Origin of the sequence: Shouchella patagoniensis, from assembly GCF_002019705.1 — a bacterium.
In the GTDB taxonomy this organism is placed as follows: Bacteria; Bacillota; Bacilli; order Bacillales; family Bacillaceae_D; genus Shouchella; species Shouchella patagoniensis.
In genome coordinates this window covers 438,101-450,110 of record NZ_KV917377.1, presented here as the reverse complement: position 1 = coordinate 450,110, position 12,010 = coordinate 438,101, and the positions used below count along the sequence as shown (strand labels likewise).

Genomic DNA, 12,010 nt, shown 5'->3' with positions numbered 1-12,010 from the left:
AAGTTGTCGACAAGCTTTTGTGTACGTAAATGTTACTCTGCAGGACGGTTTGGACCATCAAGTTTTTTGTCTGTAGGGATAGCCGTTTCTCTATTTGTTCTTTTTGACTCTTGTTTAGGTTGTCGTTGTTGTTTTTTCATTTGTAAACACCCCCTCTTACGTAAGTATGATTCATGAAAGATGGAAATATGCGCTGTCGAATAATCATGAAAAAAGAGAGGGGTGTATGAGAACGACTATCTTTGTTGAATGCCTTCTAGTTTTGTCGTCTGTATAGGGAATGGGGCACAAATGGCGAACTGATAAGGCAACAGGAAAAACGAGGAGGCGTTATCATGGAACCGTTAAAAACAAAAGAGGTATCAAAAGCAATAGGCGTAAATCCAACAACGATTCAAAGGTGGACAAAATTCTTTGACATCAAATGTGAGGTGAATGAGCAAGGACACTTTTTATATGCACAACATCATTTAACTCAATTTGAAGATATTCATAATCAATTGAAACAAGGAAAAAAATTAAAAGAAGTATCGTTTCCGAAAAAAACACAACTAGCGGCAGTGCCAAGAAAACAATACGAAGCGAAAATGGAGCAAGTATTCGTTCAAGTTAATGAATTGGAAGCCAAATTAGATTCAAAGGCAGATGATGTGGTCAGTTACCAATTGCTTAAACATAGAAGTGAATTGGATGATATGATGAAATTATTAGACACACTTGAAGATCGCCTCTCGCTTATTGAAAAGCGAATGAGTTACGCACAAGAAAAACGTGTTGTAAATGAATCACAGGAGCTTCCCAGGAATGTGAAAAAACGTCCTTGGAAAGCGTTGACGGCATTCTTTTCCTTTTAAAATTAGGTTGTTCTTGCTACACTAGCGGTGGAGGTGGCGCAAGTGGAACAACTTAGAAGAATGACGAACCAATTACTTGATTTAACTATAGATGCAGAAACATTTTATGTTGAGACTGTGAAGAAAAAGCCAGACTATGAGGTTGATTTTTATGGGAAAGTTAAACCATTTGCTGATCAAGTACAGCCACTGGCACAAGAATGGTATCCACTAGCAAAAGCATTCTTAATTAATCATCCAACAAGAGGATTGCATGTGAACCAATTGGCGGAGGCAGTTGAGAATTTGGATGTGGTTGCCATAAAATCATTTTATGCTTCATCTGGTATGAAGCGGCAACGGGAAACTTTTAAGTCTGTCCGTTATGTGTTATCCAATTTATTAGAAGAACTTCCAAAATAAAAAAACTGTCCAGTTTATTTTACTGGACAGTTTTTTTATTAGCCTCGATCTGTAACTGATAGAAAGACAAGAAATGCTAAAGTAGCTACAGACAAAATGTTTAATGTCCAACGCATTAAACTATCTGTATCACTCGCGTGGCTTTCCGACTCAGCTGCAGCTGCTAAAACAGTTGGCTCATAAGCAAAAATGGCGATCAGTGAGACGATAAAAGCAGCAATCAGCCCTTTTTTTAACATCGGGGTTCCTCCTTCAATTACTCAAGTGTATGTACCAATAAAAGTGCAAACGTTCTCAAGTATCATTATAAAAGATGAAACCCGCTTCTGCAAGAAAGTCATAAGGGTTTTCTAAACATAAGGACTGTGTTAAAATTAGTCCATTGTATTTACACACAAATGGATAGGAATGTGCACGACGAAAGGACTTTTTAAAATGACAACGCATTTACAAGATATTATTCGAGCAAACCAAATGATTAAAGATGTCGTGACGCATACTCCTTTACAGAAGGATGAAGTTCTTTCAGAACGTTATGACTGCACGATCTATTTAAAAAGAGAAGATCAACAAGTTGTGCGCTCATTTAAAATTCGAGGCGCTTACTATCAAATTTCTTCATTAACAAAAGAAGAGCACGATGTTGGGGTCGTATGTGCAAGTGCAGGGAACCATGCTCAAGGTGTTGCTTATTCATGCCGCGCTTTAAAAATTAAAGGTGTTATTTTTATGCCGTCTACAACTCCGAAACAAAAAGTCGCACAAGTGAAATTTTTTGGGCGTGATTACGTGGATGTTCGTTTAAATGGGGACACGTTTGACGATTCTTATGCAGACGCAATGAAATATTGCAATGAGCATCAAATGACTTTTATTCATCCATTTAATCAAGATAAAATTATTGCTGGTCAAGGTACAGTAGGCCTGGAAATTTTAAATGATATTGAAGAGACACCTGATTATGTCTTTTCATCTATTGGTGGTGGTGGGCTGATAAGTGGTGTTGCTACATATATGAAAAGCATTAGTCCATCAACCAAAATGATTGGTTGCGAACCTTCTGGTGCAGCATCGATGACTGAATCCATTCGAGAGGGTACAGTAGTAGAGCTTGAAAAAATCGACAAGTTTGTTGATGGCGCTGCTGTAAAGCGAGTTGGCGATAAGACATTAGAGATTTGCAAACAATTAATTGATGATATTGTTCTTGTGCCTGAAGGGAAAATTTGCACGACCATCTTAAAGTTATATAATGAAAATGCTCTTGTGGCAGAGCCTGCTGGAGCGATGCCAATTGCGGCTTTAGACTTATATGCGGACCAAATCAAAGGCAAAGTTGTTGTTTGTATCGTAAGTGGTGGGAATAATGATATTGGTCGAATGGAAGAGATTAGAGAGCGTTCTCTAATTTATGAAGGGTTACAGCATTATTTTATTATTCAGTTTCCTCAACGAGCAGGTGCCCTGCGAGAATTTATAACAGATGTACTGGGCCCAGAAGATGATATTACTCGTTTTGAATACACGAAGAAAAACAACAAGTCTAGTGGTCCGGTTTTAATTGGGATTGAATTGAAATGTAATGAAGACTATGTTGGTTTAATTGACCGAATGAACAGACTCGGGTTTGATTATAATGAAGTAAACAAAGATGAGAGTTTGTTCTCGTTATTGATTTAAGGAGTGAAACGAATGAGACTACAAGGAAAACGCATTTTAGCAGCTGTAGATGCTGAATTTGAAGATTTAGAACTTTGGTACCCAATCATTCGCCTGCAAGAAGAAGGGGCAGAAGTGGTCTTAGTTGGAGCTAAAAAAGAAGAAACATATATAGGGAAATATGGAGTACCGGCAACAAGTGAGCTTACGTTTTCTGAAGCAAAAGCGGAAGGCTTTGATGGGGTATTAATCCCTGGAGGGTGGGCCCCAGATAAACTGAGACGTTATCCAGAATTACTCGATTTCGTAAGAGAAATGGACAAGCAAAAAAAGCCAATCGGACAAATTTGTCATGCTGGATGGGTTTTAATATCAGCGGGTATTTTGACTGGCAAGCAGGTAACGAGTACACCGGGAATTAAAGATGACATGGTTAATGCTGGTGCGGTTTGGCATGACAAAGATGTTGTTGTTGATGGACACATTATATCTAGCCGAAGACCGCCAGATCTGGCTCCTTACGCAAAGGCATTTGCTGATGCCGTGGCTGGAGAATAAAGATGGAAGTGCATTTTTTAGGGACAGGGGCTGGTGTGCCTGCAAGACATCGAAATGTAAGTGCGCTTGCTCTTCGTTTTTTGAATGAAGCTGGGGATGTGTGGCTTTTTGATTGTGGAGAAGCAACTCAACACCAGTTTCTTCGTTCACCTTTATCTCTTGCTAGTATCTCTACCATCTTTATTAGCCATCTGCATGGGGATCATCTATTAGGACTACCTGGTCTATTAAGTAGTCGTTCGTTTCAAGGGGGAGAGACTCCTGTAACCATCTATGGTCCGAAAGGGCTTAAAGAGTTTATTCATCAATCACTTGAAACAACAAAAACAAAGTTAAGATATGAACTTGTCATTGATGAATTAAAAGAAGGCTTTTTATTTGAAAACGAATGGTACGAAGTTGACACGTTGTCGTTAATTCATCCTGTTGAGAGCTTTGCTTTTCGTATTAAAGAAAAAGAGCGACCTGGTGCCCTTCATGTTGAGAAACTAAAGGCACTTGGTATTGCACCTGGGCCTATCTATGCGCAATTGAAACAAGGAAAACGTGTGACTCTAGATGATGGCCAAACGATTGATGGTCGAGATTTTGTGGATGCGCCTCTTCCTGGTCGAACAGTGGTGATCGCTGGTGACACGGCCCCTGTTGAAAAGATGGACTCATTTGCAGCAAATGCAGATTTACTTGTACATGAAGCGACATTCGCATCTGACCAGCAAGGAAATGCGCATGCGTACGGACACTCAACGATTGCTGATGCTTGTGGAATAGCAAAACGTGCAAATGTAAAAAAAGTAGTGCTGACACATGTGTCCTCTCGTTATTCTAGAAATGAAGACGTTTATCTTCATGAAGTCGAGAAACAATTTCCAGGTGCTATAGTCGCTTATGACTTGTTTGTGTTAAAACTTGCAAAAACAAGAGGGGCACAAAATGATTGAACAGACATTAGGCGATTTGGAAATGAACCTTTTATCGAAGGGAACTGGCTGGTTGTATGTTTATTCACCGTTTTGTGGAACATGTAAACAGGCAGAAAGAATGCTAATCGTAATCGAAGAAAGCCACCACGAGTTCTCTATTTATAAATTAAATATACAACTTGCTCCTTCATTCGCGTTAAGCATGCAAATTGAAAGTGTGCCAGCATTGCTTTATTATAGAGAAGGGAAGTATCAAACGCACTTTTATGCGTTTGGTTCTGTAGTGGATATAATCGAGAAAATAAAGGAGGCAGAAAACGATGTCAATGGCTTATGAAGAATATATGCGTCAAGTTGTCCTGCCAATGCGTCAAGAACTAACGGATGCTGGATTTAACGAATTAACAACAGCTGAATCAGTAGATGAGTTTATGGGGGAAGCTGACGGAACTACGTTAGTATTTATTAATTCAGTTTGTGGTTGTGCTGCAGGACTTGCGCGTCCATCAGCTATTTATTCTTTACAACATAATCATACACCAGACCACTTAGTGACGGTGTTTGCTGGACAGGATAAAGAGGCCACAGCTCAAATGCGTGGGAAGTTTCCAGAATATGCGCCATCATCTCCTTCTATGGCATTATTAAAAGGAAATGAAGTAGTTCATTTTATTCCTAGAGAAGAAATAGAAGGTGCAGATCCAGAAGATATTGTCCGCAATCTAGCTCTTGCTTATAATGAACATTGTGCAAAAAGCTCTTCTTAATTGAAGGGTTTTTTCTTTGAAAGGAGTATCTGTTTATGTCGTTTACATTAAGAGAGGTTAACAGCAACAATCCTTATAATTTACAAGAAGAGGCAGCTGGTCGCCCAGTCATGCTTACATTTTGGACAAGTTGGTGTCCAGATTCTAACCGTGATTTGCAAGAAAAAATGCGGTTGTACAAACACGCGGATGCATCAAAGCTCTGTTTTGTTACCATTAATGTAACAGGTAGAGAAGGGACAATTGATTTACAGGGTTTTTTAGAAAAGCAAGGGTTCGACTTTTTAGTACTAAAGGACGAAGGGACGCGTGTTTACGATTCTTTTGGTTGTTTAGGCGTACCAACAACGATTCTTTTAAATGAACGGTTAGAGCTGGTTCATTCGTATGGTGAACAAGCAAAGTTAACAGAAATCATGGATGGTTTGACCGATTTAATTAAATAAAAACCCCAAAAGTTAAGTTGGCACTCGAACTTTTGGGGTGTCGTTTATTTCGGACGAACAGCGTAATAAATAACCGCGCCCATTTCTTCAATATTAGGATAGCCACTTTGTTTGTAGATTTCGACTACATGTTCCCGGTTATAAGGGACTCGATTTAGTTGAATCGAATGACTACCGTCTTGAATATCTATGATGGTATACGATGCCAGGGGATGACCATCAAATGGCATACCAACACTACCGGTATTAACAATGTTTTTTCCGTGAAGAGAACGGATATAAGGATGATGCGTATGTCCATAAATATAAATGTCAGCTTCGTCCCGAATCATTAATTCATTCTCGATTTTTTCCGTATCTTCAACAGTAACAACATCAAATAAGTTATTTGGAGTCGCATGAAACGCATGGACAATTAAATCTTGCCCATCGTCTATAACAAGATCAGTCGAAAGGTTTTTCAAGTAATCTAAGTCTGCTTGATCAAGACGACCTAGTGTCCAATCACGTTCTTTTTGAAACATTTCAAGCCGTTCTTCGGGAACTTCGCCATCTTTAAACCCTCTAACAAGCCATTCATCAGCATTACCTTTAATGACTTTAGCGCCTGATGCTTGGACTAGTTCTAAAACACGTTTTGGCTCTGGACCACGAAAGCAAAGGTCGCCTAGTATGTAAATTCGGTCAATTTGCTTTGATTGCAAATCATTCAGTACGGCTTCAAGTGCTGTTGCATTTCCATGAATATCAGATAAAAAAGCAAATCTCATTTTTGTTATGCCTCCTTTTTCATATTGTAACAGAAGAATAGAATAAAAGGGTAATAGAATGTTTTTGATACGTAAGCGCCTACGGCTGGCAATGCCTTCTAGGACTATGTTAGTATTTAAATGAGAAAAAGCCTCGAGGAGGATGAATATGTATATTCGTTCAATTGAACCAACACCTAGCCCTAATACAATGAAATTAAACTTGAGTGAAGCGGCAGAAGGGACAAGTACAACGTATCAAGAAAAAAATAAAGAGGATGCTCCTGCGTTCATTCAACAACTATTTACGATTGAAGGAATAAAAGCGGTCTATCATGTAGGCGATTTTCTTGCCGTCGACCGTTATCCAAAAGCTGATTGGAAAGTCCTTTTACCACAAGTTCGTAAATTATTTGGAGAAGAGCCTGGTAATGAAAAAAATAGCAACGAACCTCAAGAAGGTTTCGGAGAAGTACAAGTACAAGTACAAATGTTTAAAGGGATACCAATGCAAGTGAAGGTAACTGACGGGGAAGAGGAAGTACGCGCCGGGTTGCCAGAACGTTTTGTGACGGCTGTTTCCAATGCGCAGCTACCAGACGACAATGTGGTACTTGAGCGAAAATGGGAAGAACAGTCGGCTCGCTACGGAGAGTTACAAACGATTGCAAAAGATGTAGCTGCTGAACTTGAAGCTGCTTATTCAACTGTTCGCTTAGAAAGTCTTGTGCAATTAGCAAAAGGAGAAAAAGCAGCTGCGGAAGCATTTGCAGCAAGGTTTAAAGAAGTGACGATCGAAATGTTACAAGTAGATGATTGGCGTGAGCGATATGCGACATTAGAACAAATGGATCCGAAGGAAAAAGATTTGCCTGTGCTTGAAGTCGCATTGAAAGATGAGAAAGCCTCGATTCGTCGATTAGCTACTATGTATTTGGGCATGATTGAAACGGAAAGTGTCTTACCGTTATTAGAAAAAGCATTAAATGATAAATCTGTTACTGTACGTCGTACGGCGGGAGATTGTATGTCAGACATTGGATCAGAAAATGCCATTCCAGCTATGATTGAATCTCTAAAAGACGAAAGTAAAATCGTTCGTTGGAGAGCGGCTATGTTTTTATATGAGATCGGGACAGAAGAAGCGATACCCGCACTTCAAGAAGCTGAAAATGATCCTGAATTTGAAGTAGCACTTCAAGTAAAAATGGCATTAGAACGAATTCAAGGCGGAGAAGAAGCAAAAGGGTCTGTTTGGAAACAAATGACCGAGGCTAGAAACAAATAGGAGGACTACAATGGCTGTTGCAATCGATGACTTAGTAGAGCGATTAAGGGAACAAGGGTTAGAAGATATACTTGAGATGGTTGAAGATGCCGAGAAGGGAAAGCTTGAAGAAATTGAGCTGGTTAAGTCGATTGGCCTTCTCTATGACCAAGATGACAATAAGAGGTTGCTCGAATGGTTTGAAGAGCAAGGTGTTACCCTTGTATATGTAACAGACGATGAAGAATAGACGTGCCGCTTCAGGCGGCACGTTCTTTTATCAGAAAAAAGAACAGAATAAATAAAAAAGGGAGGAAAGGCATGAGAAAAGAGCCTGAGCAAAGGTTACCTAAAAAAGCGATAAATGTGTGGCGGTTACAAAACACAATTGACACCGTTTTATTCGCGCTACTTCCAACAGTTTACTATTTTGTTCAGTTATACATATTTCAGTCATTTTATCAATGGATTACATGGGTGTTAATAGGGTTTGTTATTCTTTATGGATTAACAAAAATAGTCATTTGGCCAGTGATTCAATGGCATCGATTTAGGTATGAAGTGCATGAAGATGAAGTGGATATTAAGCAAGGGGTTATTATTGTACGACGGACATTGGTACCAATGGTGCGTGTCCAACATGTTGATACGGAACAGGGACCAATCTTACGTAAATACAAAATGGCTGCGGTCTCGATAACATCTGCAGCAACAACCCATATGATTCCAACTTTATTTATAGAAGATGCTGATTCCTTGCGTGATCAAATATCGAGGTTAGCATCGGTGCATGAAGATGAATGAGTTAAAACGACAACACCCTGCAGCAATTTTTATTAATTCAGCGAAAGGCTTGTTTCAACTTGCGGTTCCTTTTGCTATTGTCGCTTTCTTTCAGAATATATTATGGATTTTTTTCATCGCTTTTGGCGCCTTATTAGTGTTATCAACTCTATTTAGTTGGCTTGTTTGGCTAAAGTTTAAATATCGATTGGAAGAAGGAGAGCTTTACGTCGAACAAGGCATATTTGTCAAGAAAAAGCGATACATTCAGCGAAAACGTATTCAAGCAATAAATATATCGGCTGGCTTACTTCAAAGACTATTTGGTCTTGTTAAAGTAAATATAGATACTGCCGGTGGTGGAATGGAAGCAGAGGCAGAGCTAGTGGCAGTAACACGCACGGAAGCGAACCGGATTCGATCAGAATTGTTAAAAGATCCTGCAGTCGACAAGTCGTCCTCAGAGACTGAAGGGGGAGAGTTCTCCGCTTCTGACGTACTCGAAGAAAGCGAAGTTGTACTTGAAGCTGAACCTAACTCTACGTGGTATTTAGGCAAGAAAAGGCTTATTTATACAGCATTAACTTCAAGTGGTATTGGGTTAGTTATTTCAGCAGTAGTTGCTGTTCTGTCACAAGGCATTCAATTCATTCCAGACAGTTTATTTGCAGAGACGTATGACTTTGTTATTGGATTAAGCATTTTGTTGCTCACGTTGACTGTATTTGTTGTTTTACTTATTTCGTGGCTAATATCCAGCTTGATAACCATTATTACGTATGGTAATTTCAAGGTGGAAATGTATAACAAAGAAATGGTGATTGATCGAGGGTTAATTGAACGTAGGCAACTAACCCTTGCATATAAACGAATCACAGCGGTGCGAATGATAAGAAGCATTCTCCGTCAACCATTTGGTTTTGTATCCATTTATGTAGAGTCAGCAGGTGGAGGTAATAACAAGGAACAAGGGTCGACATTGTTAGTACCTTTAATTCATGAACGTGATGTACAAGCATTTTTAGAACAAACGATGCCGGAGTATGCGTTTGCAAGGGAGATTGAATCTGCACCAAAACGCGCTGCAATTCGCTTTTTTATTCGCATGCTTATTGTACCAATCGTGTTAACACTTACTGCTATTTTTATTTGGGGAACAATTGGTTTATTAGGATTGCTTATTGTTTTTATTTGCGGACTTTTGGCTTGGTTCCAGTATCGCGATGCTGGTTCAGGCACAAACGAATCTTTTATGTGGTTACGATATCGAACGATTGGACAGACACTTGTTATTTCTCCAAAAAAGAAAATACAATCTGCTACGCGTTACGTTTCAATTTTGCAAAGACGTAAGCAGTTATCTAGTTTTGAGTTTTATGTTCAATCAAGTATGGCTGGGAAATCCTTTTCAGTTAGAGATATAAGTCGACATACAAGCGATGACATTTATAATTGGTATTCTCATGAAAAAACGATAGATAAAAAGAACAACATAAAAGAATGAGGAACGTCTTCGTGAAGACGTTCCTCATTCTTTTTAATGAAAAGCATTTGTATATAAAGCAATGGTTCGAATACCTTTATCTGTAGTAAATTCAAACCGGTCATATATTTTATCTTTATCCATCGAACCATCAAATGAGATATAACGTTTGAAATGGTGTTGTACAAGAACAAAGTGTTCATCCGTTTGAAAGGTTAAAAAGTTCACTCCCTGAAAAACATGTGTCGTTTCGCTATTGAGTAGTTGTTCGAGCAGCGAATTGTAACAATGTATTAGGTCTGCATGAGTGATATGATGCATTGCTAAATTGTGTTCAAAGCCCTGTAATGCAATGGGATCTAACTCATTGCGAAGAATATAGTAGGGGTCAAATTGTTTTTGGTCAATAAAGAGAACGGCGTTTTCATCTGGAATATAGCGACTGCCATTCGATCGGATGAAAATCCCATCTCCTTCATACTGACCCGTGACTATTTTATCATTTTGTTTCCAAGCATATTCAAAATAAGAAGGTGTAAGCTGTAATACTTCGCCTCTTTTATCTAACAAAAAGTAACGCTCTTCTTCCATATGGAATGTATACTCAATGTATAGTGGGTGTTCACTTGAATAATCTGCTGGAAGATTTGACCGTTCATTACGTCTTTTTTGGCTAGTTAATGTTTTAATATAAACTTCCAGTGCTTCTAATTCAGTAGATGGAGGCAAAGCGTCTTTTTTTAACCGAATATGACGCCGTTTTAAATCAGTTAAAATGGAATCTAAATAAGGTTCTACTTGAGTTTGCCGTGGTCGTTTATACAATTGTTGGCTAGAAAATAAAGCAATATCACCTTCGTTATATAACACCTCATGAAGTGCAATCGTTTCTTCTTGAAAAATATATTCTGGCAAGGCTACGATAGAGAAGATACGAACTTCCCCGCGCCAAGGTTTTTTAGGTTCTGTTACGACGTTAAGCAATTCTCCTAAGTAGGTGCCGTCTACTCCTAGATCGACGACTAGCAATTGCCCAACAAGTTGCTGTGCTTCATACCGATCCATGCAATCCTCACCTTTATGTTCATTTTTGTTTCCTTAATTATAACGAAGAAAACCACGCTTCTGCAAGCGCGGTTGTTTAAAATGGGTTTTTATTAGAGCGAATCATTATTAAGTGCTCGTGCGATCGTTTTTATGATTACCGCCGTAGCGTAACTCTTGTAGCTTCATTACATGTTCCATACGTTCAACTTTTATTTTTTCTAAATCATCTTGGAGCGATATGAGCGTTAATTCCATCTTGGATAGTGACACAAAAACATTATCTCGTTGATCTAATTGGTTTTTCTTTGATAATGCTAAAAAAGCTCCCATCACATTCGGCATATCTTCGCGAAGCAGTCGACGTACCGTGTGTTTGTCTTCGTAATTAAATAAATGAAAATCATCTTCTAATTTAGAAACGTGCGTCAGTATTCGATTCAGACGATTATCAAGCATAGGATCAAGCGAGAGCGTATCCATTGCTTGAACGTAACGTCTCGCTTCTTGTGCTAAAAATTTGATATCATTTGCTTGTTCACTTTTTAATTGTTTTTCGTGACCATTCAAACGTTCAAGGGATACATCAGTTACTTTCGTTCCGACATAAGCAAGATCAAGAAGGTGAATTGCGTGAAAGACTCCCTTGAGATGAGAAACGTTTTGTAAGGAACGGACATGCATTCGTCCATCTTTTAAATAATGAATCGTCGCTTCTTTTATTTTGCCTACTCCGTCTGTTGATTTAACGTATTTTCGAAAACAGATAATCCTAAAACGTTTATGGACTGGTGAGCGAGAGTGTTTTGTATCGGCAACAATCACCCGAATGTTGTTGTATGAAACTTTTACACGAATATCCCAGTCCTTTTGCCGTCTGCGCACACTTTTCCGCTCGTTTTTCCCCGTAGCATTATCCGTCATCCGTTTAAGCAGACGCTCTGTGTCATTAAGCAGTCGTATCGTTGTTTCATCTTGAATAATATGGTCATCAACAGGACGCTTATGCGCAGGTGTGAAAAAGTCGAGTAATGTTGTTGTTGGAAATCGTTTCACACTCGAAAACCTCCTGCTG

At 38.9% G+C, this 12,010-nt stretch carries 16 protein-coding genes; 12 read left to right on the top strand and 4 right to left on the bottom strand.

Translation table 11 applies throughout. The features are described from left to right. Positions 1–335: 335 nt before the first annotated feature. The gene (gene racA, locus BK584_RS02490; protein ID WP_078391122.1) at positions 336–854 is read left to right on the top strand and encodes a chromosome-anchoring protein RacA; all 519 of its coding nucleotides are present in this window, start codon (positions 336–338) and stop codon (positions 852–854) included. A gap of 42 nt (positions 855–896) precedes the next feature. Further along, a complete protein-coding gene (locus tag BK584_RS02485; RefSeq protein WP_078391121.1) occupies positions 897–1,256 on the top strand; it encodes a DUF1798 family protein in 360 nt (119 codons plus the stop codon). 38 nt (positions 1,257–1,294) lie between these two features. Here BK584_RS02485 and BK584_RS02480 read toward each other — a convergent pair whose 3' ends face one another. Further along, positions 1,295–1,495: a hypothetical protein gene (locus tag BK584_RS02480; protein WP_078391120.1), complete on the bottom strand. Its 201-nt coding sequence runs from the start codon at positions 1,493–1,495 to the stop codon at positions 1,295–1,297. A 196-nt stretch (positions 1,496–1,691) separates the two neighbouring features. Between BK584_RS02480 and ilvA the strand changes: the two genes are divergently transcribed. From ilvA to BK584_RS02450, 6 genes are read left to right on the top strand one after another with little or no spacing between them, the layout of a single operon-like run. After that, positions 1,692–2,936: a threonine ammonia-lyase IlvA gene (ilvA, locus tag BK584_RS02475; protein ID WP_078391119.1), complete on the top strand. Its 1,245-nt coding sequence runs from the start codon at positions 1,692–1,694 to the stop codon at positions 2,934–2,936. A 12-nt stretch (positions 2,937–2,948) separates the two neighbouring features. After that, on the top strand, positions 2,949–3,473 hold the full coding sequence (locus BK584_RS02470; RefSeq protein WP_078391118.1) for a type 1 glutamine amidotransferase domain-containing protein: 525 nt from the start codon (positions 2,949–2,951) through the stop codon (positions 3,471–3,473). 2 nt (positions 3,474–3,475) lie between these two features. Further along, a complete protein-coding gene (gene rnz, locus BK584_RS02465) occupies positions 3,476–4,414 on the top strand; it encodes a ribonuclease Z (protein WP_078391117.1) in 939 nt (312 codons plus the stop codon). Further along, positions 4,407–4,733: a thioredoxin family protein gene (locus BK584_RS02460; protein ID WP_078391116.1), complete on the top strand. Its 327-nt coding sequence runs from the start codon at positions 4,407–4,409 to the stop codon at positions 4,731–4,733. The genes rnz and BK584_RS02460 overlap by 8 nt, the downstream gene beginning before the upstream one ends. Beyond that, a complete protein-coding gene (locus BK584_RS02455; RefSeq protein WP_078391115.1) occupies positions 4,717–5,163 on the top strand; it encodes a BrxA/BrxB family bacilliredoxin in 447 nt (148 codons plus the stop codon). Before BK584_RS02460 ends, BK584_RS02455 begins: the two co-directional genes overlap by 17 nt. A gap of 35 nt (positions 5,164–5,198) precedes the next feature. Next, entirely contained in the window at positions 5,199–5,609 is a 411-nt protein-coding gene (locus tag BK584_RS02450) for a TlpA disulfide reductase family protein (RefSeq protein WP_078391114.1), read from the top strand. A 44-nt stretch (positions 5,610–5,653) separates the two neighbouring features. On the opposite strand, the gene BK584_RS02445 is transcribed toward BK584_RS02450, so the two are convergent. After that, a complete protein-coding gene (locus BK584_RS02445; protein ID WP_078391113.1) occupies positions 5,654–6,379 on the bottom strand; it encodes a metallophosphoesterase family protein in 726 nt (241 codons plus the stop codon). 148 nt (positions 6,380–6,527) lie between these two features. Here BK584_RS02445 and BK584_RS02440 point away from each other — a divergent pair, with 148 nt between their 5' ends. From BK584_RS02440 to BK584_RS02425, 4 genes are all read left to right on the top strand, one after another. Then, positions 6,528–7,646: a conserved virulence factor C family protein gene (locus BK584_RS02440; RefSeq protein WP_078391112.1), complete on the top strand. Its 1,119-nt coding sequence runs from the start codon at positions 6,528–6,530 to the stop codon at positions 7,644–7,646. Between the two features lie 10 nt (positions 7,647–7,656). Beyond that, a complete protein-coding gene (locus tag BK584_RS02435; RefSeq protein ID WP_078391111.1) occupies positions 7,657–7,875 on the top strand; it encodes a hypothetical protein in 219 nt (72 codons plus the stop codon). Between the two features lie 71 nt (positions 7,876–7,946). Continuing rightward, positions 7,947–8,429, top strand: coding sequence for a PH domain-containing protein (locus tag BK584_RS02430; RefSeq protein WP_078391110.1), 483 nt, complete (start codon positions 7,947–7,949; stop codon positions 8,427–8,429). Beyond that, a complete protein-coding gene (locus BK584_RS02425) occupies positions 8,422–9,912 on the top strand; it encodes a PH domain-containing protein (RefSeq protein ID WP_169871024.1) in 1,491 nt (496 codons plus the stop codon). Before BK584_RS02430 ends, BK584_RS02425 begins: the two co-directional genes overlap by 8 nt. Positions 9,913–9,945: 33 nt before the next feature. Here BK584_RS02425 and BK584_RS02420 read toward each other — a convergent pair whose 3' ends face one another. Together BK584_RS02420 and BK584_RS02415 are read right to left on the bottom strand one after the other, a co-directional pair. After that, positions 9,946–10,956 carry a DUF2777 family protein gene (locus BK584_RS02420; protein WP_078391108.1) on the bottom strand — a complete coding sequence of 337 codons (1,011 nt, stop codon included), beginning with the start codon at positions 10,954–10,956 and terminating at the stop codon, positions 9,946–9,948. 108 nt (positions 10,957–11,064) lie between these two features. After that, positions 11,065–11,991: a hypothetical protein gene (locus BK584_RS02415; RefSeq protein WP_169871022.1), complete on the bottom strand. Its 927-nt coding sequence runs from the start codon at positions 11,989–11,991 to the stop codon at positions 11,065–11,067. Positions 11,992–12,010 lie beyond the last annotated feature (19 nt).